Source organism: Streptomyces europaeiscabiei (assembly GCF_001550375.1).
GTDB classification, from domain to species: Bacteria; Actinomycetota; Actinomycetes; order Streptomycetales; family Streptomycetaceae; genus Streptomyces; species Streptomyces europaeiscabiei.
In genome coordinates, this window is the sequence record NZ_LRTR01000848.1 from 1 (window position 1) to 22,671 (window position 22,671).

A 22,671-nucleotide genomic window follows, 5' to 3' on the forward strand; every position below is an offset into this window, starting at 1 on the left:
GCTCTTCCGATCTGCGGCCCCGGCGCAGGCGCAGGCCCAGGCCCAGGCGCAGGCCCAGGCGCAGGTCACCCCGGCCCCCGCCCCCGTCGACCCCAACTCCACCCACGGACGGGCGATCAGCGTGCGGACGCTCGGCCAGGGTGTCCCGTTCTCCCGCCAGGGCGGCCCTCAGGCCCAAGCTCAGGCAGCCGCGCAGACGCAGCCGCAGACCGGAGCCACGCCCACCCCGAACCAGCCCGGTGGTTCCGGCAGGCGCCGCAAGCTCGGGACACCGCCCCAGGCGACCGGCGACCGCCCCGAGACCGGCGCGCGCCCCCACCCGCAGTCCACCCCGACCAACGGCACCGGACTCCGTATCGGCACCGGCCCGACCCCGCCCCCCGCCCAGGCGGCCCAGCCCCGGCAGGCACCCGCGCAGGTGTCGGGGCCCTCACTCGCCGGGCAGGCCCCGTTGCCCGCGCAGCCCTCGCTCGCCGGGCAGGTTCCGCTCCCGCCTCAGCCGTCCCTCGCCGGGCAGTCCCGGCTGACGGGCCGTACGGAGGGTGCCGGGCGCTCGTACGCCATAGGGGCGCCCGACGAGAACGCGGCCGAAGGTCCCGAGCCGCTCGACGGGCCCGGCGGTGCGGTGGAGGTCCCCGACCGGCCGCATCCGCAGCCGATGGACGACGAGTTGCCGCCGGAGCCGCTGGACAACCCGCGCCGGCTGCTGGTGTGGCCCGCGCCGGACGCGGCGACCCACCAGGCGCTGAGCGACCGCGGTTACCGGCCCGTCATCGTGAACTCCCGCGAGGACGTGGACGCGCAGATCGCGGCCTACCCGGCCGCCCTGTTCGTCGACCCGCTGACCGGCCCCATCACCCGCACGGCACTGCAGTCGCTGCGCCAGGCCGCCGTGGCCGCCGAGGTCCCCGTCCTCGTGACGGCGGGACTCGGCCAGGCGACGCGGGAGGCGGCGTACGGTGCCGACCCGGCCATCCTGTTGAAGGCGCTCGCGCCGCGCGACTCAGAGCAGCACCCGCCGCGCGTCCTGCTCATCGAGGAGCACGCGGAGATCGCGCTCGCCCTCACCGCGACGCTGGAGCGGCGTGGCATGCAGGTGGCGCGGGCCGCGTCCGACGCGGACGGCGTCACGCTGGCCGCGCAGATGCGGCCCAACCTCGTGGTGATGGATCTGCTCCAGGTGCACCGCCGCCAGGCCGGAATCATCGACTGGCTGCGTACGAACGGCCAGTTGAACCGCACCCCGCTCGTCGTCTACACCGCCGCCGTCGACCAGTCCGAACTCCCGCGCCTGGCCTCGGGGGAGACGGTCCTCTTCCTCGCGGAACGCTCGACGAGCACCGAGGTACAGACCCGCATCGTGGACCTGCTGGCACGAGTCGGCACGAACTGAGCCCACAAGGCATGGATGTGGGGCGGTGTTTCACGTGAAACACCGCCCCGTCATCACGTGACCACGACGCGTCCTAGATCTGCGTCACGTCCAGCGCGCCCTCCGCGTACTGCCTCCGCAGCACCTTCTTGTCGAACTTGCCCACGCTCGTCTTCGGCACCGACTCGATGATCGTCCAGCGCTCGGGCAGCTGCCACTTGGCGATGTGGCCCTCGTCGGCGAGGAAGGCACGGAGGGCTGCGAAGTCGGTGGTGGCGCCCTCCCGCAACACGACCGTGGCGAGGGGGCGTTCGCCCCACTTCTCGTCCGGTACGGCGACGACGGCGGCCTCGGCGACGTCCGGGTGGGCCATGAGGGCGTTCTCCAGCTCGACGGAGGAGATCCACTCGCCGCCGGACTTGATGACGTCCTTGGCGCGGTCGGTGAGGGTCAGGAAGCCGTCGGGGCTGATCGTGCCGACGTCGCCCGTCTTCAGCCAGCCGTCCTCGCTGAACTTGTCGTCGGGACGTACGGGTTCGGCGCCCTGACCGCCGAAGTACGCGCCCGCGATCCAGGGGCCGCGGACCTCCAGCTCGCCGGCGGACTCACCGTCCCAGGGGAGGCGTTCGCCGCCGGGGCCGGTGAGGCGGGCCTCGACGGAGGCGGGGAAGCGGCCCTGGGTGAGGCGGTAGGCGAGCTCCTCCTCCGAGCCGGCCTCGACATGGGCCGGCGGCCGGGCGATCGTGCCGAGCGGGGAGGTCTCCGTCATGCCCCAGGCGTGACAGACGCGCATGCCCAGCTTGTCGAAGGCCTCCATGAGGGAGGGCGGGCAGGCCGAGCCGCCGATGGTGACCTGGGTGAGCGAGGCGACCTCACGCGGGCGGGCGGACAGCTCCGCGAGCAGACCCTGCCAGATGGTGGGCACGGCGGCGGCGTGCGTCGGCTTCTGCGTCTCGATCATCTCGGCGAGCGGACCGGGCTGCAGGAACCGGTCCGGCATCAGCATGTTGACGCCGGTCATGAAGGTCGCGTGCGGCAGGCCCCAGGCGTTGACGTGGAACTGCGGGACGACGACGAGCGAGAGGTCCGCGTCCGTCAGGCCCATGGACTGGGCCATGTTGACCTGCATGGAGTGCAGGTAGATCGAGCGGTGGGAGTAGACGACGCCCTTGGGGTCGCCGGTGGTGCCGGAGGTGTAACACATGGCCGCAGCGGAGCGCTCGTCCAGCTCGGGCCAGTCGTACGTGGTCGGCTTGCCGGCGATCAGGTCCTCGTACTCGTGCACCTGGACGCTCGCTCCGGCGAGCAACGACCGGTCGCCGGGCCCGGCCACGACGACGTGCTCCACCGGCTTGAGGTGCGGGAGGAGCGGGGCGAGGAGGGGCAGCAGCGAACCGTTGGCGATGATCACGCGGTCGGCGGCGTGGTTGACGATCCAGGCGAGCTGCTCGGGGGGCAGACGCAGATTGAGGGTGTGGAGGACGGCCCCCATGGAGGGGATCGCGAAGTACGCCTCCACATGCTCCGAGTTGTTCCACATGAGAGTCGCGACCCGTTCGTCGCCGTCGACTCCGAGGTCCTCGCGCAGGGCGTGGGCCAGCTGCGCGGTGCGGGCGCCGATCTCGGCGTAGGAGCGGCGTTCGGGCTCGCCCTCGCCGGTCCAGGTGATCACCTGCGACGTCCCGTGGATGCTCGACCCGTGGGTCAGGATCCTGGAGATCAACAGCGGTACGTCCTGCATGGTGCTCAGCACGGCGTCCTCCCGGGGCGGCTCTGCCTACGCGGTGGTAACGGTCGCGCCGATTCTGCTCACATACCGATCGGTATGTCACTAGGGGACAGGATGATCGATCAGACAGAGTCGCCCGCCGAGCCCAAGTCCGAGCCGTACAGATCCGAGCCGTACAGATCCAAGCCGTACAGGTCCGAGCGTTACGAGTCCTGGTCCGGGCAGACGGGAACCACCTGACAGGCCAACGAACGAGTCAGCGCACCGGTTCCAGCTCGGGGTCCTCGCGCAGCTTGCCCAGCGCACGCGACACCGCCGACTTCACCGTGCCGACCGAGACGCCGAGGACCTCGGCCGTCTGGACCTCGCTCAGGTCCTCGTAGTACCTGAGGACTACCATGGCCCGCTGCCGCGCCGGCAGCTTCATGATCGCCCGCCACATCGCGTCGTGCAGCACCTGCTGCTCGGCCGGGTCGGCGGCCTGGACCCCGTCGGGCTCCGGCAGTTCGTCGCACGCGAACTCGTCGACCTTGCGCTTGCGCCACTGGGACGTGCGGGTGTTCAGCAACGCCCGGCGCACATAGCCGTCCAGGGCCCGGTGGTCCTCGATGCGCTCCCAGGCGACATACGTCTTGGCCAGCGCGGTCTGCAGCAGGTCCTCGGCGTCGCACGGGTTCGCGGTGAGCGACCGGGCGGTCCGCAGCAGCACCGGCTGGCGGGCCTTCACGTACGCCGAGAACGACGGGTACGAGAGGTTCGTCAGGTTCGTCAGGCCCGACAGGGCCGGCCGGGTCGAGGTCGAACGGACCGGGGTCGATCGCGCCGAGGTCGATCGCGCCGAGGTCGACAGGGTCCGCGTCACGGGTGCAGCGGCCTTCGAAGCGCTGGTGCAGACGGGTGTGGTCATGGCTCCACGCTAGGAGCGGGCCGCGCCCGGCGGATCGGCCGCAGGTCCCGAAGACGAATCCCCCTCAGGTTGTAGGAGTGGGGCAGACCTCACCTACTGAAGGTGGATGAGCAGCCCCCAGGTACTGAGGGTGTACCCCTGAGAAACACCTGCCCAGGGTGTACGGCACCGGGCCCCAGGGTGCCCGAAATCCCCCTCAGTCGTCACATCCCGACCACTCACCCGTCCATCCCCAGGACCAACCCCGAGGTCGGCACTCCGGTACCCGCGGTGACGAGCGCCCGCTCGGCGCCGGGAACCTGGTTCACGGAGGTGCCCCGCAGCTGCCGTACCGCCTCCGCGATGCCGTTCATCCCGTGCAGATACGCCTCACCGAGCTGCCCGCCGTGGGTGTTGAGCGGCAGCCGCTCCTCGGCGACGAAGTCCGCCGCCTCTCCCGGCCCGCAGAACCCGAACTCCTCCAGCTGCATCAGCACGAACGGCGTGAAGTGGTCGTACAGGATGCCCACGTCGATGTCGTCCGGCCCCAGCCCCGAGGTCCGCCGCAGCTGCCGGGCGACGACGCCCATCTCCGGCAGCCCGGTGAGATCGCTGTCGTAGAAGCCGGTCATCTGCTGCTGCGCCCGGCCCGCGCCCTGGGCGGCCGCCACGACCACGGCGGGCGGCTTCGGGAGATCCCGCGCACGCTCCAGGGAGGTCACGACGAGCGCCTGGCCGCCGTCCGTCTCCTGGCAGCAGTCCAGCAACCGCAGCGGCTCGACGATCCAGCGCGACGCCGCGTGCTCGTCGAGGGTGATGGGGCGGTTGTGGAAGTACGCCGCCGGGTTCGTCGCCGCGTGTTTCCGGTCGACCACGGCCACGTGCCCGAACGCCTCGGGGGTCAGCCCATAGGCGTACAGGTAGCGCTGCGCCGCCATCGCCACCCAGGACGCGGGCGTGAGCAGCCCGAACGGCAGCGTCCAGCCCAGCGCCACGCCCTCCGCCGACGGCTCCCGGTGGCGTACGCCCGACCCGAACCGCCGCCCCGAGCGCTCGTTGAACGCCCGGTAGCAGACCACGACCTCCGCCACGCCGGTCGCGACCGCGAGCGCCGCCTGCTGCACGGTCGCGCACGCGGCACCGCCGCCGTAGTGGACGCGCGAGAAGAAGGACAGCTCGCCGATGCCGGCCGCCTGCGCGACCGTGATCTCCGGACTCGTGTCCATCGTGAACGTCACCATTCCGTCCACGTCCGCCGGCGCCAGCCCCGCGTCGTCGAGCGCCGCCCGCACCGCCTCCACGGCCAGCCGCAGCTCGCTGCGTCCCGAGTCCTTGGAGAAGTCGGTCGCGCCGATCCCGACGATCGCGGCACGGCCGCCGAGCCGGTCCTTGGTTCGTACGCTCATTCGACGTCCCCTGTCGTGCGGGCGGGGGCGCTCCCGGCCGCGTCCTCGACCGACGGCGGTGCGGCGCCGTGTGCGTGTGCTTGTGCGTGTACTTGTGCGTGTGCTTGTGCGTGTTCTTCCGCATCCCCGTCCACGTCCGGCAGTGTGACCGTGACCGTTCCGGTGACGTGTCTGCCGATGCCGTTCTCGCCGATGATCCTCACCGTGACCGTGCGGCCGTCGGTCGTCTCGACGGTGCCGGTCAACACCATCGTGTCGCCCGGGTAGTTGGGCGCGCCGAGCCTGATGGCCACCTTGCGGAGGACGGCGCCCGACCCGAAGTGGTCGGTGACATACCGCCCCACCAGCCCGTTCGTCGTCAGGATGTTCATGAAGACATCCGGTGACCCGCGCCACCGCGCCAGCTCCGGATCGTGGTGCACGTCCTGGTAGTCACGCGAGGCGATCGCTCCCGCGACGACGAGCGTGCGGGTGATCTCGATCTCCAGCGGCGCCAGCACGTCACCGGCCTCGGTCCTCATACGCGCGTCGCCTCCTCCTCCACACGGAACACCGGCAACTCCAACCCCTCGTCGTAACGCGCGAATTCGAGCCGTACGGGCATCCCGATCCGCACCTTGTCGTACGGCACTCCGATGACGTTGCTGACGATCCGCACCCCTTCCGACAGCTCGACCAGCCCGACGGCGTACGGCGGATCGAAGGCCGGGAAGGGCGGGTGGTGCATGACGACGTAGGAGTAGACCGTGCCGTCGCCGCTCGCCTCGACCGTGTCCCACTCGGGCGAGCCGCAGGCGTTGCAGCCCGGCAGCCAGGGGAGGCGGAGTGTGGCGCAGTCGGAACAGCGCTGGATGAGCAGGCGGTGGCGCCCGACGCCTTCCCAGAACCCGGCGTTGTCACGGTTGACGACGGGGCGGGGGCGCTGGGGCCGTTGTTCTTGGGGCTGTTGTTCTTGGGGCTGTTGTTCCCGAGGTTGCTGTTCAGCAGGTTGCTGTTCAGGAGGTTGCTGTTCAGGAGGTTGCTGTTCGCGAGGTCGGGGCCCGCGCTCGCCGCGATCGTCGGCCGGGGCGCGCTTCCCTGGGGCGTCGGCCGGGGCGTACTTGAGGATCCGGAAGCGATGGGTGCCGACGAGTCCGTCGCCTCCCTCACCGACCCGCACATCCATCCGGGTCGTGACGAAGTGCCCCGTGCCGAGCCTGGTCGTCTTCCGCTCCGACACCGACTCGATGACCGAGTCGAACGTGATCCGGTCCCCCGGCCGCAGCGCCCGCAGATACTCCTGCTCGCAGTCGGTGGCGACGACGGAGGTGTACCCGGCGCCGTCGAGCAACGCGAGGAGTTCGTCGTACGCAGCCGAGCGGGTCTCGTGCCCGCTCAGCCCGCCCATCGTCCACACCTGGAGCATGGTGGGCGGGGCGATCCCGTCCGGTCCGGTGTACGCGGGGTTGGTGTCCCCCATGGCCTCGCACCAGTGCCGGATCATCGGCGAGTTGACGGGATCCTTGCCACGGCCGCCGATGACGGCCGCCCTCCCCTCGTAGGCCTTGAGCCGTGCGGACAGGTCCTCGGTCACCGCCACCGTTCCCCCTCCGAAGATTTCTGACTACCCGTCAGATTGAAGGAACTGATGCCGGAACTGTCAAGGTCGCCGAGGCACCCGGTACGCATACGCGCGAGATCACCGAAAACGCCTGTGCGGCGGTGCCGAAGCACCGCCGCACAGGCGTGTCACACCCCACGAACATGCCCCACACGTCCCGCACCCGAGGGCCGGACCCCGGGGCCTCAAGGCCGGGGCGACCTCATCCGCCCGCCCTCGGCCCCATGGCCCGCCCTCGATCGGCTCACCAGAGGTCGGCGAAGCTGACGACGGCGTTCTTCTGGTCGACGGCCGTGAAGCCGGAGCCGTCGACCTGCGCGGTGTTGTTCTGGTTCGAGGCACCCGAGCCGTTCGCCTGCTGCTGCGAGGTCGACGAGTTGCCGCTGTTGTCGTGGCCGACACCGCTGCCGACGATGTTCGCCACGCCGGCGTTCGATCCGTCGTCCGCGAAGGAGCCGTTGTCGGCCGCCGCCACGCCGGTGAAGAGGGCGGCGGCGAGCGGGAGCGCCGAGACGGCGGCGAGAAGGCGGGCGGTACGGCTGCTTGCCATGCGCATTTCCTCCAGGGCTTTCACACAAGTACGGGTTGCCCCGAGGCAGTTGGCCGACCGCCTCGCTGCTGGTCTTCGACGTCGCGAATCAAGAGTTGCCCACCGAATCCCTGGCGAACCACCCCGGAAGCCCCCATTCCCCCTGAAGCGTGATGACAAGTCGATAAACCCCCTTAGATCAAGGAACTCCCAGTTCAGCCGCGATGAGCCCAGCCAACGGCAGCAAGATCAAGCAGGACAAGGGGCGAAGCGTTCCGGCACTCTTCCAGCCAACCCGCGAACAGACCCTCGACGACCGAAAGGGCACCCCGAACCCCCTTCCCTTTATCGAACACACGTACGAACATGGATGCATGGCCACCACAGACCGGCAGACCGGCACCCTGGCCCTGGCACACGCCCTCTCCGCCGCCGAACGCGGACTGGCGGTGATCCCCCTCTCCCGCGCGAAACTCCCGGCCCTGCGCTCCCCCCACCGCGACGAGCCCACGCCCCGCCCCTGTCACGGCGAGTGCGGCCGCTTCGGCCACGGCGTCCACGACGCCTCCACCGACCCCCGCCGCGTCCGCGAACTCTTCGCCGCCGCCCCCTATGCCACCGGCTACGGCATCGCCTGCGGCCTCCGCCCCCACCATCTGATCGGCGTCGACCTCGACACGAAGTCCGGTACGGACTCCTCGGCGGCCCTGCGCGAACTGGCCCTGCGCCACCTCTTCACGATCCCCGAGACGGTCGTCGTACTGACCCCCAGCGGCGGACGCCACCTCTGGCTCACCGGCCCGCCCGACGTCGTCGTCCCCAACTCCGCCAGCCGACTCGCCCCCGGCATCGACATCCGCGGCGCCGGCGGCTACCTCGTCGGCCCCGGCTCCCGCACCGACCACGGCGTCTACGGCACGGCCCCCGGCACCTCCCACCTCCCCCCGGCCCCCTGCCCCCCGGCCCTGCTCCGCCTCCTGCTGCCACCGGCGCGCACGAACCCCTCGGGCTCGACCGGCGGCCACGGCCACGGCCTGGTCCACTTCGTCCTGACCGCCCAGGAGGGCCAACGCAACACCCGCCTCTTCTGGGCCGCTTGCCGCGCGTACGAGAACGGCCTCGGCCCCGACCTCACGAACGCGCTGGTCGAGGCGGCCGTACGCACCGGTCTCACAGAACGGGAGGCCCGATCGACGGTGGCTTCGGCGGCACGGATGTCGGGCCGGGGGGTGTGAGGACGAGGCCCGGCCGACCCATCACACAGACGACCGACCGGCGCCCGCGTCTCCGGGCGCCGGTCGTGGGAGCCGGAGGTGGGCGCCGGTCGTGGGCGCCGGTCATGGAAGCCGGTCGTGGACCGTCTTGCCGGATCGGGGGTGGGCCGGCCGTCGGCTGATCGTGCACCGGTCGCGGAGATTACCGAAGACCACCGCCGACGAGCGGACCACACCGCGCCACGTCTCGAAACCCGCTCTCGTATGCCCTACCTGAACCGTGGCGCGCTCGTCGGCCGCAGCCGACGAGGACGAGTCGGACCGACGAACCCCGCAGGCCGCGGCGTTACCGTGCCACCCCTACCGGGGCGGGTCCTCGCGCCCGGGGTCGCTCTGCCCTGCCTGATCCGAGCCCATCTGCCGCCTGAGCCTCTCCTGCGCGGAGTCGACCTGGCCGCTGTGCTTCCCCTGCGTCCTGTCGTCGACGAAGTCGCCGGCCTTGTCGACGCCCTGCCCGGCCTGGTCCTCATGGCCCTTCAGCATCTGCTTGAGCTTGTCCATCACAGACATAGCGGCTCCTTCCGCTGACTACACCATCCCCACCAGAATCAGCGCCCCTCCCACAGACCGCATCTCGTAACCCCGCCGAACCCGACAAAGGCCACCCCACAACACCCGCGAACGGCGATGCCGATCACGCCCAGACACCAACACCGACACCGGGCCACACCACCGCCAACACACACCCCACCAGCCGTCAACACAACGACCCCTGACCGTCTTGCCTGGTCAGGGGTCGTTTCACTTGCGGTGGGTGTGGGATTTGAACCCACGGTGACTCGCGCCACGACGGTTTTCAAGACCGTTCCCTTAGGCCGCTCGGGCAACCCACCTACGCCCCGGCCCACCTGGGACGGAGCGGGTACAGACTACCCGGCGCGGGCGGTGCTCGGGGGGCGTGGTCCACACGGGGTCCACTGGCCCTGCCTCCAACCCCCAGCACCGTACTGGCGGCGCTGGCACAGAGCAGGACCCTCAGGGGCGCCGCCACGCTCTATCTCGTGAAGCACGACCTTCTGATCCGTAGGACCGGGCAGGTCCTCGTAAGGAGTGCCGACGGCCTGTCGGTTCGATCGTTCAAGTTAGCGATCATGTGGGTTTATGTGCCGTCGTTGCCGTCACAGCTGCCGTCAACTCTATGAGCTGTCGCCGCACCGTTCGCCTACCTGAGCAGGCTCAACCGTAGGGCTGGTGGGCAGAGGCCACTCAACCCGCCCCGCCACGTTGCGCACAAATGATCTCAAATGGGACTTTTCACATATAACCGCAAAACGCCTACAGTAAGACACTCGGGTCTATAGGTTACTTCTACTGCCCCACCAGCAGCAGCAAAGCTAAGAGGCCCCAGCAACATCAGGGATGCACATGCAGATCACAAAGATTTCTATTCAGAATTTCCGTGGCATCCGGGAACTGAGTATCCCCATGGCGAACTTCAGCTGCGTCATTGGCGAAAACAACGCTGGCAAGTCTTCGATTCTGCAAGCACTCGACATCTTCTTCAACAATCCCGGGCTCCGAGACAGTGACTTCTACAGAAAAGAGGAGACGATTCGAGTAGAGGTGACCTTTGACGAGATCAAAGATGAGGACCTGGGCCGCCTCACCAATGAGCATCGGTCTCGCATTGCTGAACACGTATCCGAGGGTCGACTTTCACTTTCTCGCCTCTATTCACAACCGGGTAAGGGCGTATTACGCATGGTTGCACCCATGCCGATCGATAAGAGGTACTGGCCTGATGCAATCGCGGAGGTAACAGCAAAGAAGTCAGGCCAAGAGCTTCGCGCAAATGCAGTTTTCCATATTCCAGACCTAGCCGATGTCCTCCCTTCCCGCCCAACACAAAAGCAGGTTAGAGAAGAGGTTGAGAAGCTGATCGCAGCACTCCCCGCCGATCAGAAGAAGCCTGATGATGTCCCTCTCGTAACAGGCATGGATAAATCCATCCACGCACTACTTCCCGAAGTGATCTACATTCCAGCCGTTAAGGATCTCTCTGACGATTTGAAGACCGCCGAGACGGCTTCTTTCGGCAAGTTGATCGGAATTCTGTTCAATACGATTAAGCCCAAATTGGCTAACATTGATGCACTATTCAGCACACTAGAGAACCTCCTCAACGTCACTGAGGTCGATGGTGTAGAAGTTGACGATCGCTTGAAGGACGTAATTTCGGTCGAACGCGCGGTCGAAAAAAATCTTCAGGAGGCGTTCCCTGAAACATCTATCAGGATTGAAATTCCGCCTCCCGATCTCAAGAGCGTTCTGAACAACGCCCAAATCGCAATTGACGATGGCGTCCGAAGCGGGTTTAAGAGTAAGGGAGATGGCCTCCGCAGGTCTATCACCTTCGCAATTCTCCGAGCATACGCCGACATGAGAAGCCAAGAGCGGATGTCCGATCCGTCGTTGACTCCGCGCCCCTACCTTCTCCTGTTCGAAGAGCCTGAGCTGTTCCTCCATCCACGTGCCCAAATCCAGCTCTTCGAGGCGCTGAAGGTGTTCGCCGCAGACAACCACGTCATGGTGAGCACGCATTCTTCAGCGTTCTTTAGCCCGCAGGCCACAGGAACCTTCGTAAAACTAATCAAAGATCGCTCGGCTACGCCACCTTGCGCAAAAGCATTCCCTGTCGATCTGTCAGACCTGCGCCTGAAAGATCAGTTCCAGATGGTAAGGCAGGAAAATAATGATGCTGCCTTCTTCTGCGAATCGATCCTACTGGTTGAGGGTGACAGCGACCACATCGTGATTCCCCATATCGCCCGCACGCTAAATCCCTCTTGGAACTTCGCCAAAAAGAGTGTGGCAATTGCTCGGGTGGGTGGAAAACATAACATCCAGCGGTACCGCTCTTTCTTTGAACGTTTTGGCGTTTCTGTTTCCGCTCTGGTAGACCTTGATGCCCTCGCAGAAGGGTTCGATAAACTGGGTGCATCAGCCCCCACCACTAAAATGCGTAATGAACTGATGCAAGACGTGGGCAATATGCTGACCGGCACTCACACCAGCGACATCGATCTTTCTGGAAATCAACTCCGAAAAATCAAAGAGTCGCCCACCATCAAAGAAATTTGGGCCGAAGCGAAAAAACAGGGGGAACTTTTCAACTCTCGCGAGTGCACATGGGAAGATCTGAAGGATACGGTGGATAAATTCTTCCACCAAGTGGTTACCCGTGACGCACGTTTGGAAGTACTGAAAGAACTCCGCGACGGCCCCATGGCCGATAAGCAGAAGTTGGTCATCGAAGCTCTCCGAAAAGAGGGGATCTACGTTCTTTCAAAGGGAGCAATTGAGGCCTACTACCCTCGCCCTGCAGCGGGCGATAAGCTCCGCGCTGCACAAGAATACTGCGATGAGCTCACCGACCCCCATCAGATTCGGCAGCTCGTAAACACCGATGGGGAAAGCGGAGACTGCGAGTTTGATCTAATTTTCGCCAACTTCTTCGGTGAAAGGGTTCTGACGCACCAACGGCCTTCCCCTGATTTGACTAGTTCACCAACCTCCGAAATCAGAACCCCGACCAATGTGGACAGTTGAGGCGCACAACGCTTGCCGTAGTGACCGCTGAGGTACGGTCGCAATCAACTGAGGTGAGAAAGCATTGAGCCTTTTCCAATCTCACGCTGAGGCGTGATGAAGGACGAGGACGGCCTGGACGATCACGGTGATGCGGTTGGTGCTGCAGCGGAGCTTCCGTAGGAGGCGCCAGCCCTTCAGGGTGGCCATGGCCTGCTCGCCGAGGCAGCGGATCTTGGCGTGCGTGCTGTTGTGCCGGCGCGGCCACCGCTTAAGGCGACGGCCGCGGAAAGGTACTCGGATAGAGCCGCCGGCGCCTTGATACGCCTTGTCGGCCCAGCACTTGAGGCCAGCCTCGGCGAGTGCTTCGAGGATGCCGTGGGTGCGGGCGGCGGTCAGGTCGTGAGTGGAGCCGGGTAGCGCGGGCGAGGCCCACAGCAGCCGTCCGAAGAGGTCGGTGAGGACCTGGACGTTCATGCCATGACGTTTGTGTTTTCCGGAGTAGTACAGGGTGTCGGCGGCCTCTTCAGCTTGTCCAGCCAGCCCTTGGCGGCAACGTCGTCGCCAGCGTAGACGGCGGTGATCTCGGCCTTGCTGAGGCCTTCTTCTCTCAGGGGCTGCTGGCCCTCGGCGGAGTCGAGGTAGCTGACGAACGCCTCATGGGAGGAGAACTCGAACTCTGGTTCGACGTCCGGAACGATGGCGGCGGCAGCGGCCATCTCGCGCGCGGGACTGGCGGGAAGCACTGGCGGAGGCGCCGCCCGCGCTGGTCACCGCCGGGAGATGAGGCCGGGCACGCTCGCCCCCTCACTCCTCCATGACGGCACGGAACTTGATGGCGAACTCCTGCCACCCCGGCGGCAGGTGCTCGGCCTCTTCGACGATCCGCTCCGTGGTCTTCAGCAAGTTAGTGAAGCACGCGTGCTTCTGCCGCTGATAGTCTGAGCTGTCCGGGTCGGCCGCGCTGGCGGCAGCGTCCTCCAGCACCGTGGTCTCCCATATGTCGACATCTGCGACGACCGCCTTGGGGATGACAACCTCGGAGGTCCCGACCGTGAGCGTGAGCGAGAACCCGTACACCCAGGCGGGCGAATACGATGCGGTCTTGGGCCCCAAGGCGAAGGCGAGGCTCTCGGTACGCCCCGGCCCGACCTTGAAGCGCGTCGCCTGGACGATCCGGTGGCCGTTCTCCTTGACATCGACGGGGACCTCCACGGGAAACCGCACGTAGTCGATGGCGCCGCCACCGTTGCCGGAGCAGCGGAGCATATGCGTGACGGCGAAGAAGTCGAACCGGGCCGAAGTCACGGTCGTCGCCTTCTCACCCGAATTTCCCAGTTGGATGTCGATGACGGAAGCGTCGAAGACCTTGTTCACCTTCTCGGCGTCGGGAGTGATCCTCGTCTGACCGTGCAGCTGGTCGATACGGCCGACCGCGACGCTGTCCACCGTGACCTCGGAGGTGGCACTGGGCTTGGGCTTGAGGTCGGGGAACAGGTCGAAAACCAGCCCGGTCGCCGTGACTGCCAGGCCGAGCACGAGAGACGCCCCCACGATCAGCACACCGACCCGGTGCGCCTCGAACGATGCCTGGGTCCGCTCCCAGAACGAACCCGCGCCGGCGGCGGACTGCCGTGAGCGGGCCGAGCGGTTGCGCGCTGCGGAGTTCCGCGTCGGGCCTCCGGCGGCCCCCCGTTGTCTTCCCACCATGTGATTCCCCTGTTCCCGGGCTAACCGCCGCAGCCGGCCACGTTCAGCTCGGTGGGTTCCTGCGCCATCAGAGCCTTGTGCCGCACAGTGAAGAGCTGCACGTACTTCAGGGTCGGACATGCCTTGGCGTCCTCGTAACGCCACTTGGACGCGACGACGGTGATCACGGAACCCTTCGCAGTGATCCTCCGCACCTTGGCTCCGGTCCTGATCGCTTCCTCGTAGCCGGTGGCCGTCTCGGGCATGCGCACCAGCGTGCTGATCACGCGCGGCACATCGGCTGCCGATCCCCCGTCGTACGCGACGACATGGCTGAACGAGCTGGAATCGCCCGTCACGCACTCGAAGGAGGCGATCACCTCCGGTGTCCCGTCGCCCGTGATGTCCGTCCGTAGCGGAGCCAGCGGACTCTCGACCCCGAGCCCCGGAACCGAGCAATCGATTAGACTGGCCGCTGCCTCGTTGAGCTCCTCAGCGCTCAGCTCGGCCACCACACGAGTGCGCTGCTGCGGCGCTTGGTCGCACCCGGCGCCCACTGCGGTGGAGACCACGACGAGCGCCACAGTTGTCGCTGCCCGTAAGTGTGTACGAATGACAGGCCCCCGCCCTTGCTGCCGCCCCGGACTCCAGACGCCCACGAGGTCACGCACCCCTGGGGCATCACGCTTCTTGTCTACCCGAAGTCCGCCAGCACGTAAGCCGATTTCGCCGAAGTCTCCCGGATGGGAAGAAGGGCCGCAATAGGTGCCGTTCGGGATCGTCACGTCCGGGAGATGACGCCCGCCCAGTCGGCGGGACTGACGTCCGAGGGTGGCCATCCACAGCGGCGCGGAGTTGGGTGAGGGCGTCCGCGACAAGACGGGACATTGCCTCCGGTATCGGCGCGATAGCGGTCACCTTGACCTGGGTCACGCCGTGCACAACCTCCGTGAGGGTCAGTGGACCTTTGTGTAGTCCGTTGCACCGGCTGTGCGCTGAACGGGCGGTAGCCAAGTCGTCGTTGGAGAAGTGTGCTTGATCAGATGCCAGATCGGTTGCTTCTACACCGTTGACATGCCTGAGCAGTGAACTGAATGGTCGACGGCAAGGACCAGTGTGCTACTCAAGGCCATCTCGTCAAGTTGACACGAAGAGAGTCAAACTGGCGCCAGCACTCGGTCGGTCTGAGATCCTGGAGTCCGATCGAGAGGGGCCGAAGGCATGGAGTGGAAGACCCACGGTGAGCGGCAGATCTACACGAACAAGTGGGTGAACCTGTGTCTGGTCGACGTCCAACAGCCTGATGGGCGCAGGTGGGAGTACCACGTCGTTCGCCTCCGTCACCTGGCCGTGGCCGCCGTCGTCAACGACCGGCAAGAGGTACTGATGATGTGGCGACACCGCTTCATCACCGACTCGTGGGCCTGGGAGTTGCCCATGGGCCTGGTTGAAGAGGGCGAGTCGCCCGAAGAGGCGGCGGCTCGTGAAGTCCTGGAAGAGACAGGCTGGCGGCCTGGCCCCATCAAGCCCCTGATCTACGCCGAGCCGGCCAACGGCATCACCGACTCTCAGCACCACGTCTTCCGCGCGGATGGCGCGACCCACGTGGGACCACCCACCGAGAAGAACGAGTCAGACCGCATCGAGTGGATCCCGCTCAGCGAAGTGCGCGCGATGATCGACCGCCGCGAGATCGTCAGCAGCGGAACCCTCGTTGGTCTCCTCTACGTACTCATGGATGAAGCGATCCGCTGACCGGCGGGAGGACTGCCCGTAGCCGTGCCTCGAAGGCCAGGGCTACGGGCTCCTGCCTGTGTGGAGCCAACTGGTCGTAGAACTCCCTGAGATGGCCTGACACCCGCTCGGACGCCACCGCCGACGCGGACTCCAGAGCCTGCGTGGCGGTGCTGCACGCCTGGTCGACCTTCCCTTGGTCCAGCTGCGTACGGGCCAGCCAGAAGGCGTGGAACGCCCGGCCCCGCTGATTGGTGCGGGCCTCTCGTCGCAACGCGTCCGCGATCAAAGGTTCAGCCGTCGCCGCCTCGCCCAGACGGCCGTGGGCGATACCCGTGTCCACTATGAGCTTCAGCTCGTCGAAGTAGGTAACCCATGACGGGTCCGGGTCACTCGCCTGAATCTGCTCGAACTGGCGGTGCGCTTCCCCGATGGCCTGGTGCGTCGCCGTATGGCTGCCGAGCGTGGCATGGGCGAATGCCTCCCGCATGGAGAGCATCGACAGGACTCGCGGCGTCGTACCGAAGGCCGATCGGGCCTGGTCCTGGGCGGCGGTCACGAGCGCCAGGGAGTCCGCGGGCTTGTCCTGGTAGGTCGCCTGCAAGCTCATGCAGGCCAGGACGTTGGCCATGAACTGGCGGTCGTCGATCTCCTTGGCCAATTGCAAAGCCTCGGTGAAGTAGGCGCGGGCCTGGTTGTACTGGCGGGCGTCGAAGTAGGTCCAGCCGGTGAGGCGGGCCAGTTCGGCCGCGATCCCGTACAGGCCGTGCTGGATGGACGGCGGGCGGCTCTCCTTCAGCAGTCCGACCACATAGCGGAGCTGGCCGACGACAGCCGGCCGCAACGCCTCGCCGCCGTGCTGGTCGTCCCGTCGCCAGTAGTCCTCGATGGAGGAGCGGAACGCTTCGAGGGTTGCCGCGCTGAGATTGGTCCGGGTGGCCAACGCCAAGATGCTGTCGACGTCCGGGCCCGGCAGGGACGCGAGTGAGCGATCCTCGGGCTCTGCCGCTTGAGGCGCCTCGCGCTCGGTCACCGTGAGAGCCTGCGGCGTCTCCCAGGGACGGCGGGCAAGCCCGAGCATGCCTCCTGGGATGCGCAAGCCGTCCGAGATGCGCTCGATCACGTCCATGTGGAGCAACTGGCGTCGCCCTGCGATCACTTCGCCGACCCGACTCGGAGTGAGGTCGCATCGCCTCGCGATCATCGACGGGTAGATGCCCGCTCGGGTCTTCACCAGCCGGAAGACTCTGGCGAAGTCCCGCACCCGGCACGCATGGATCATCTCGGGGTCGGTCAGCAGCCGGGCAGGTAATTCCTGAGGCCGGTCGGCGTCGGGCATCGGGCCAGCTCCCACACTGCGAGGGCTACGCAACGTCGTGGATTCTCTACTAGCCGCGATGTTACCCAAGTTGGGTAATCAGCCTGGCCTTTTGGCAGGGGCCCTCTGATCGCGATGCTCCTCTGCATGGCGAGCAATCAGCAGACCAGACCAGGCATCGGCGGGCTGGCGAAGGACCGCGCCACCGGACGTATCGGCGTCGTCATGGGTGAAGTCGGCGGCCGTGTGCAGATGCGGCCGGTCCGTGGCGGGCGGGAGTGGGACGTCATGCGGCACGACGTGGAATCCCTCAGCGCGCGGGAGGAGCTGAGCGTTCGGCTGGCTGCCAGAAACGGCAACAGTCGGGTCGGGCTGTGATGCGCGCCGTCGGCCGGTACGCCGGGGTCCTGTTCACCATCTGCATCAGCGGTTCGTGCGGATTGGTGATCGGTGTGGCCCTCGGCACCGGCCAGTAGACCGGCCGCCCCGGACGGGTGCCGTTACGGCTCCCCCGTCCCCGTTCGGGGCCGGCCTCCAAGCCCGCTCCCGATCGTCTTCGAGCCGTGCTCGGCGATCAGGGCGGCAGGTAAGTGCCCTGCACCACCTCACACCAGGAGATTGCAGATGACGGCAACAGCGAACGATCAGAAGACCGGCCGCGCGGTGGCGGGTGAGGAACTGTTCCAGAGCCTCACCCACTTCGTGATCACCCACAACGGCCAGTCGCCCGAGCGGGCCGAGCGGATCGCGGACCAGGCGCTCGCGCTCGTGGTAACGGCGGCCACCGAGACGGTCCCCATGGTCCCGTCGGATGACGTGGACCTCGGTCTCCACGCGCTCGTCCTGCACACGAAGGAGTACGCCCAGCTGTGCGAGCGGTACGCGGGCCGGTTCCTGCACCACAACCCGAAGCCGGGCGGCGGGGCGCGTGACCCTGAGCGGGTCGCTGCCTCGGCTTACGCCATGAAGGCGGCCGGGTTCATGGTCTTCGACGACCTGTGGACCGTGGACGGCACGAACCTCGCGCAGTGCGACTCGGACTGCGGCCGACCCTACGGTCAGGACTGACCCACCCGACATTGACGCGACCGGCCACGACTCGTGGCCGGTTGCGTGCGCCCGGAAGGAGAAGTGACGTTGTCCGGCCCAACCCCTGAACTGCCGATCGTGGTGCTCGACGCGCTCATGCCCACGGCACACCACCTGGTCATCAACCGCCGGGGCTCCACAGTCTGGGAGGTGGAGAGCCCACGGGGCCACTACGCCGTGAAGCTCGGCCACCCCATCGAGGCCACGGCCGACTGGGCCGCCCAGCCCTGGACCGCGCTCGCACCGGCGCGCGAGGGTGCCGTACTGCATCGTCTCGGCCTCGACGACATCGCCTACGGCGAGTGGGAGCGTGGAACCTGGAACTTCCAGCCGTGGCACAAAGGCCCGGACCTGTACCGGCTGTGGGAACCCTGCCGTCGACCGGACTCGCCCATCGCGCCCCACACCGATGTTGCCCTCGGATGCGTCGAAGCGCTGGCCGAACTGCACGCGAAGGGCTGGGCGCACGGTGATGTGCAACCCGCCCACTTCATCATCGGGCCCGAGCGGACGCACCTGATCGACCTCGCCCTCGCCCGTGGCGGAAGCGTGCCCGAGGGGTACGACTTCCCGTTCCGCGGCTGCCTGGTCCACTACGAAGCACCCGAGATCGCCCGCAGCGTGCTCGCCACCGGCGAAGCCGAGCCAACCCCGGAAGCCGACATCTACGCCCTCGGCGCGTCCCTGCTCATCTCCGCCACTGGCTGGCGAGCGGTCGAATACCCGAACAACGCTCCTCGACCCGTGCAGAGACACGCCGTGGCGAACGGTCGGCGCCGCCCCGTAAAAGCGCCCGGTGAACTGGGCGAACTGATCGACGCCATGCTCAGCCACGCTCCCGAAGACCGGCCGACGATCTACGAGGTGGGCAAAGCCCTGAGCTGACCCGAAGCCCGTGCGCCGCGCGTTGCTCGTGCGGTGGCGGCCGACAAGAACAGACCGGACCACCCCTCAGCCTGGACAGCATTCCGGGTGGTCCGGTCGTGGAAGCCCTGATCAGGACCCCGGTGCCGATGGTACCGGGGTGGTCGCCATGCCCGAATGCGGGTGCGGCCACAACCTCGGCTTCCTGTTGTCGAGTTGGAGAGGGTCACTGGTGAAGTCCCATCGAGGAACGCAGTTCTGGCCTCAGCCACCGAAAGTCAGCCACAGCGGCGGGTGCGCCGCACGAGCACCCGTCACGTGTGCCTCCAGCAACCCCGTTCGGGCCTCAGCCACGCTGCCCGAATACGTCCCGGGCCGCGCCCCCTCCGGCCTGGGCGTTGTGTACGTCGGGACGGTGCTCAGGTCGGCTTCGGATCTCTCGGAGCGAAACGGGGGCCGATGGCACGGTGCGGTCGTCACCGGCGCGCTTCGGTCTGGTCCTGGCGCTCGGGCTGGTCGGGTTGCTTCCTGTTCTGGCTGCCCACCCTGGCGGTGTTGCGCGCTGAGTGGGCGGGGGCCGCCGCAGCGGTGGCGGAGACATGGAGCGGCGGCGGCCCCCGGCCGCCAGCGCGCGCGGCACGCCGTAGGCGGGCCGCCTTGATCCAGTAAAGAAACTCTGAACAGCTCCGCAGGGCAGGGGAGCGGCTGAGCAGCGTGCGAGGAACACATGGGCACTGTGGACCACAGCCCTGGCCTGCGAGGGAGGCCGTCGGACAGCCGATCAACCATGCCTCGGCGCTTCAAGCAAGCGCGATACGCAACGACGGCACAGCGGCAAGCGGGAGCAATGACGAAGCACATACCGGACAACGAAATGGGGTCGACCAGCATTCACGTCGGGGACACGGAACAGGTGGCCGCGCTGGTCAAAGAGATGCGCGCCATGGTCGGCCGCCTCAGGAGGGAGACGATGGAGTTGCGAGAGGAAGTGGCCCAGCTCAGGACTACGGCTTCGATTGCCGAGCTGCCTTCAACTCCTCGACCTCACGGCGCAGTTCCTGATGATCAGCGCTGAGTGCGCGGATTTCGTCGCGTAGTGCTGTGAGCGTTTCAGCGAGGGTGGCCCCGGCGGCATCGGCGTCGTCGGGTCCTCCCTCCCCTGGCTCTGCCTGGCCTGGCCTCTCGCCCTTCTTCGACAAGTACCAGGCTGGCGCGGCGTAGTTCGCAGAGAACTCGCCCCCACCGTCATGGTCTGCGACGAAGCTCCCCCGGCCATGGATCGTGTAGATCAAGCCCTCGTCGCGCAGCACGTTGAGCGCGGACCTCATGGTCATGTTGGCCACGCCGAAGCGCTCCTGCAGCTCGCGAATGGCAGGCATCTGCTCGCCCGGCTTGATCCGCCCCTGCAAGATGTCGCGCCGAAGCTCGTCGGCAGCGTGCTGATACGGCGGCCGGCGGTCCTGCTTGCTCTCTGGCGCGGGGCTCATGGCCCAAGAGTAGCGATTTCTAGCACCCCTAGCACACCCCACTGACATAGGTGACCCACGTCAGGTGATACCTAGCTCACCCGATTCACTTGACACTGCTAGGTCAGCTATGTTCAATGGTGATCACGCCCACCACCCCGGTGAAGCGCAATCGAAAGGACTCAACTCCCATGGCACGCATCCGTGTTGGTCTGCTTCCCACCTCCTCGTTCATGGTCGGCACCCTGCCGGTGCCCAAGTACGCGGACCAGGAGAAGACGCAGTTCGCCACCGACCGTGAGACCGGCGCGAAGCTCTACACGATCACCCTCTTCTTCATGGAGGAGGACCGCGCCGAAGCTCTGAAGATCACCGTTCCGGAGACCGGTCTGCCCAACGGTCTCCGCCCGGGTGTCCCGGTCATGCCGGTGGAGCTGTTCGCCACTCCCTGGGCGCGCATCTTCAACGGCTCGCTCTCGGACGGCATCGCCTACCGCGCGGGTCGGCTGGACCTGGTGGCCCCGGCCGCCGAGGCGGCGTGAACGACACCGATCTCCGGTCCGGCGCTGAGTGCGGCTACCCGCTGCCTCACGCCGGGCCGGATGCCCGGTTCACCGAATCGCTCGTGCACTCGGTGGCGGCCGTACTCGTCGGCTACGGCTATCCCCGCATCGACGCCCCGGCAGTTCGGGCGGCCCTCGAATCAGCCCTCATGGCCTTCCTCTACAACCCGTTGGAGAACCGCACATGAAAGATCCGAACGCCCCGACGGAAGGCGTCCTCGGTCACGTCCCGCTCGTCGTCGCCCTGGCGCTCGCCGTGCTCGTCGGATGGTCGATCTGGTGGGTGGTCAGCTACGCATGCGCCGATGCCATGACCCGACGGTCCATACGCCAGGCCATACGCGTGCGATGGGGCTGGAAGCGGCTCGCGCCGATGCTCAGGCTGTCGGCCACGGACAAGACCCCGACCGCGTTGGCGTCGATGGCGAGCGCCAACGGCAAGCCCACCAAACCCCGCGTCCTCATCCCCACCCTGAAGGTGAAGCACGACGCGTACGGAGTGATCGCGCGGGCACAGTGCCTGCCCGGCGTCGGGCTCCAGCAATTCCAGAAGGCGGGCCCGCACCTGGCGGACGCCTGGCGGTGCACACGGGTCGCGGTCACCCAGGACGAGCCTGGGCAGGTCCTCATCCGGGGTGTGCGACTGGACCCACTGAAGTTCCCCACCGAGCACCACCCCACGGGTGAGCCACCGGAGGAGACAGCCCGGTGGGATCTGGGCCTCGACGAGTACGCGCAACCGGTGTCCGTGAACCTCACGCAGGTGCCCGGCGTGACCGTGGCCGGCCTTCCCGGCTTCGGCAAGACCAGCCTGATCAACCGGCTTCTCTCCGACTGGGCACCCTCGCCCGCAGTGCAGTTCGCCTGCGCGGACGGCAAGGTGTCGGCTGCCTACGAAGGCGACTACGCCGACTGGGTCCAGCGCATGTTCGCCTTCGTCGGCGACGACTTGGAAGAGGCCAACAAGCTGTTCCGGCACCTGGTGGAACTGCGCCGCGCCCGGTCGGCCTCGGTGCGTCAGTTACTTGGGGTGAAGTCGATGTGGGACGTCGGCCCCTCCGAGAGCTGGCCCCTGGTCGTGCTGATCGTCGACGAAGCCCACACCTACTTCCGCGACCACAAGGGCAGCGACCAGCAGACGAAGAAGCTGGCCGCGCTCGCCGCCGAGAACGCCCGGTTCGTGGAAGACCTGGTGAAGAAAGGCAGGTCCGTGGGGCTGCTCGTCATCCTCACCACACAGAAGTCCACCGGCGACGCGATCCCCACCTTCATCCGCGACGTCTGCCCCGTCGGCCTGAGCTTCGCCCAGAAGACAGCCGAAGCCGCCGTGGCCGCGCTCGGCGACGAGATCCGGGAATGGCCGGACGCCAACCCCATCAACCTCCAGGACCCCACGTACGTCGGCGTCGCGTCGATGAACCACCAGTCGCAACCCGGCTTCACCCGCATCCGCACCCCGTACGTACCCGACGCGGAAGCGGCTCGCATCGCCGAAGACACGGCGAACCTCACCGCCGACCCCTCCGCCCTGTTGGAAGCCTTCCTCGGCCCTCACATGGCGGACGTGGATCTCACGAAGCTCGACGCCTGAGCAGCGCGCCGCGCCCCACCGCCCTCGAACGTT

22 protein-coding genes, 1 tRNA gene and 2 pseudogenes are annotated in these 22,671 nt (G+C 67.1%); 11 read left to right on the top strand and 14 right to left on the bottom strand.

What is annotated here, in order from left to right:
* Positions 1 to 1,393, top strand: a 1,393-nt coding sequence (locus AWZ10_RS43125) for a response regulator (RefSeq protein ID WP_482258134.1), incomplete at its 5' end; no start/stop codon positions are given.
* 73 nt (positions 1,394 to 1,466) lie between these two features.
* On the opposite strand, the gene AWZ10_RS43130 is transcribed toward AWZ10_RS43125, so the two are convergent.
* On the bottom strand, positions 1,467 to 3,125 hold the full coding sequence (locus AWZ10_RS43130) for a long-chain fatty acid--CoA ligase (RefSeq protein ID WP_079104681.1): 1,659 nt from the start codon (positions 3,123 to 3,125) through the stop codon (positions 1,467 to 1,469).
* A gap of 90 nt (positions 3,126 to 3,215) precedes the next feature.
* On the opposite strand from AWZ10_RS43130, the gene AWZ10_RS55390 reads away from it, so the two are divergent.
* Positions 3,216 to 3,341 (top strand): hypothetical protein, encoded by a 126-nt coding sequence (locus AWZ10_RS55390; protein ID WP_276145777.1) that lies wholly within the window; start codon positions 3,216 to 3,218, stop codon positions 3,339 to 3,341.
* A gap of 16 nt (positions 3,342 to 3,357) precedes the next feature.
* Here AWZ10_RS55390 and AWZ10_RS43135 read toward each other — a convergent pair whose 3' ends face one another.
* From AWZ10_RS43135 to AWZ10_RS43155, 5 genes and pseudogenes are all read right to left on the bottom strand, one after another.
* The gene (locus AWZ10_RS43135) at positions 3,358 to 4,008 is read right to left on the bottom strand and encodes a SigE family RNA polymerase sigma factor (protein WP_208618660.1); all 651 of its coding nucleotides are present in this window, start codon (positions 4,006 to 4,008) and stop codon (positions 3,358 to 3,360) included.
* Between the two features lie 218 nt (positions 4,009 to 4,226).
* Positions 4,227 to 5,393, bottom strand: a complete 1,167-nt coding sequence (locus AWZ10_RS43140; RefSeq protein ID WP_060893872.1) for a lipid-transfer protein — start codon at positions 5,391 to 5,393, stop codon at positions 4,227 to 4,229.
* A gap of 125 nt (positions 5,394 to 5,518) precedes the next feature.
* Positions 5,519 to 5,914: pseudogene (locus AWZ10_RS43145) on the bottom strand (MaoC family dehydratase); the annotation flags it as partial.
* Positions 5,911 to 6,972, bottom strand: coding sequence for a bifunctional MaoC family dehydratase N-terminal/OB-fold nucleic acid binding domain-containing protein (locus AWZ10_RS43150; protein WP_060893874.1), 1,062 nt, complete (start codon positions 6,970 to 6,972; stop codon positions 5,911 to 5,913). The gene AWZ10_RS43150 and the pseudogene AWZ10_RS43145, both read right to left, overlap by 4 nt.
* Positions 6,973 to 7,237: 265 nt before the next feature.
* Positions 7,238 to 7,543 carry a hypothetical protein gene (locus AWZ10_RS43155; RefSeq protein ID WP_046706193.1) on the bottom strand — a complete coding sequence of 102 codons (306 nt, stop codon included), beginning with the start codon at positions 7,541 to 7,543 and terminating at the stop codon, positions 7,238 to 7,240.
* Between the two features lie 353 nt (positions 7,544 to 7,896).
* Here AWZ10_RS43155 and AWZ10_RS43160 point away from each other — a divergent pair, with 353 nt between their 5' ends.
* The gene (locus AWZ10_RS43160; RefSeq protein ID WP_060893894.1) at positions 7,897 to 8,757 is read left to right on the top strand and encodes a bifunctional DNA primase/polymerase; all 861 of its coding nucleotides are present in this window, start codon (positions 7,897 to 7,899) and stop codon (positions 8,755 to 8,757) included.
* Positions 8,758 to 9,096: 339 nt separating this feature from the next.
* Here the strand turns inward: AWZ10_RS43160 and AWZ10_RS43165 are convergent, their stop codons facing one another.
* Complete coding sequence (locus tag AWZ10_RS43165) at positions 9,097 to 9,306, bottom strand: antitoxin (RefSeq protein WP_060893875.1); 210 nt, start codon at positions 9,304 to 9,306, stop codon at positions 9,097 to 9,099.
* A 238-nt stretch (positions 9,307 to 9,544) separates the two neighbouring features.
* A tRNA-Ser gene (locus tag AWZ10_RS43170) sits at positions 9,545 to 9,629 on the bottom strand.
* A gap of 532 nt (positions 9,630 to 10,161) precedes the next feature.
* Between AWZ10_RS43170 and AWZ10_RS49470 the strand changes: the two genes are divergently transcribed.
* Positions 10,162 to 12,345 carry an ATP-dependent nuclease gene (locus AWZ10_RS49470; protein ID WP_159058569.1) on the top strand — a complete coding sequence of 728 codons (2,184 nt, stop codon included), beginning with the start codon at positions 10,162 to 10,164 and terminating at the stop codon, positions 12,343 to 12,345.
* Positions 12,346 to 12,426: 81 nt separating this feature from the next.
* On the opposite strand, the pseudogene AWZ10_RS43180 reads toward AWZ10_RS49470, so the two are convergent.
* From AWZ10_RS43180 to AWZ10_RS43195, 4 genes and pseudogenes are all read right to left on the bottom strand, one after another.
* Positions 12,427 to 12,846: pseudogene (locus AWZ10_RS43180) on the bottom strand (transposase family protein); the annotation flags it as partial.
* Complete coding sequence (locus AWZ10_RS56165; protein WP_060893878.1) at positions 12,798 to 13,043, bottom strand: hypothetical protein; 246 nt, start codon at positions 13,041 to 13,043, stop codon at positions 12,798 to 12,800. The gene AWZ10_RS56165 and the pseudogene AWZ10_RS43180, both read right to left, overlap by 49 nt.
* Before the next feature lie 88 nt (positions 13,044 to 13,131).
* Positions 13,132 to 14,034 (bottom strand): hypothetical protein, encoded by a 903-nt coding sequence (locus AWZ10_RS43190; protein WP_060893879.1) that lies wholly within the window; start codon positions 14,032 to 14,034, stop codon positions 13,132 to 13,134.
* A 20-nt stretch (positions 14,035 to 14,054) separates the two neighbouring features.
* Positions 14,055 to 14,525, bottom strand: a complete 471-nt coding sequence (locus AWZ10_RS43195) for a hypothetical protein (RefSeq protein ID WP_159058570.1) — start codon at positions 14,523 to 14,525, stop codon at positions 14,055 to 14,057.
* A 709-nt stretch (positions 14,526 to 15,234) separates the two neighbouring features.
* Between AWZ10_RS43195 and AWZ10_RS43200 the strand changes: the two genes are divergently transcribed.
* Positions 15,235 to 15,768 (top strand): NUDIX hydrolase, encoded by a 534-nt coding sequence (locus AWZ10_RS43200; protein WP_060893881.1) that lies wholly within the window; start codon positions 15,235 to 15,237, stop codon positions 15,766 to 15,768.
* On the opposite strand, the gene AWZ10_RS43205 is transcribed toward AWZ10_RS43200, so the two are convergent.
* Positions 15,746 to 17,086 (bottom strand): NsdA family TPR-like regulatory protein, encoded by a 1,341-nt coding sequence (locus tag AWZ10_RS43205; RefSeq protein ID WP_060893882.1) that lies wholly within the window; start codon positions 17,084 to 17,086, stop codon positions 15,746 to 15,748. The genes AWZ10_RS43200 and AWZ10_RS43205 overlap by 23 nt on opposite strands.
* A 126-nt stretch (positions 17,087 to 17,212) precedes the next feature.
* Here AWZ10_RS43205 and AWZ10_RS43210 point away from each other — a divergent pair, with 126 nt between their 5' ends.
* The 3 genes from AWZ10_RS43210 to AWZ10_RS43220 all read left to right on the top strand — a co-directional run bounded on the left by AWZ10_RS43210 (position 17,213) and on the right by AWZ10_RS43220 (position 19,039).
* Entirely contained in the window at positions 17,213 to 17,443 is a 231-nt protein-coding gene (locus AWZ10_RS43210; protein WP_244172758.1) for a hypothetical protein, read from the top strand.
* A 246-nt stretch (positions 17,444 to 17,689) separates the two neighbouring features.
* Positions 17,690 to 18,133, top strand: a complete 444-nt coding sequence (locus tag AWZ10_RS43215; protein ID WP_060893884.1) for a glycine-rich domain-containing protein — start codon at positions 17,690 to 17,692, stop codon at positions 18,131 to 18,133.
* 69 nt (positions 18,134 to 18,202) lie between these two features.
* A complete protein-coding gene (locus tag AWZ10_RS43220) occupies positions 18,203 to 19,039 on the top strand; it encodes a protein kinase domain-containing protein (RefSeq protein ID WP_060893895.1) in 837 nt (278 codons plus the stop codon).
* A gap of 983 nt (positions 19,040 to 20,022) precedes the next feature.
* Here the strand turns inward: AWZ10_RS43220 and AWZ10_RS47035 are convergent.
* Positions 20,023 to 20,505, bottom strand: a complete 483-nt coding sequence (locus AWZ10_RS47035; RefSeq protein ID WP_063809856.1) for a GntR family transcriptional regulator — start codon at positions 20,503 to 20,505, stop codon at positions 20,023 to 20,025.
* 170 nt (positions 20,506 to 20,675) lie between these two features.
* Between AWZ10_RS47035 and AWZ10_RS43230 the strand changes: the two genes are divergently transcribed.
* The 3 genes from AWZ10_RS43230 to AWZ10_RS43240 are packed head-to-tail and all read left to right on the top strand — an operon-like array spanning position 20,676 to position 22,638.
* Positions 20,676 to 21,026 (top strand): SCO3933 family regulatory protein, encoded by a 351-nt coding sequence (locus AWZ10_RS43230; protein ID WP_006381100.1) that lies wholly within the window; start codon positions 20,676 to 20,678, stop codon positions 21,024 to 21,026.
* Positions 21,023 to 21,235, top strand: a complete 213-nt coding sequence (locus AWZ10_RS43235; protein WP_060893885.1) for a hypothetical protein — start codon at positions 21,023 to 21,025, stop codon at positions 21,233 to 21,235. The genes AWZ10_RS43230 and AWZ10_RS43235 overlap by 4 nt, the downstream gene beginning before the upstream one ends.
* Positions 21,232 to 22,638 (top strand): FtsK/SpoIIIE domain-containing protein, encoded by a 1,407-nt coding sequence (locus AWZ10_RS43240; protein ID WP_060893886.1) that lies wholly within the window; start codon positions 21,232 to 21,234, stop codon positions 22,636 to 22,638. The genes AWZ10_RS43235 and AWZ10_RS43240 overlap by 4 nt, the downstream gene beginning before the upstream one ends.
* Positions 22,639 to 22,671: the final 33 nt, after the last annotated feature.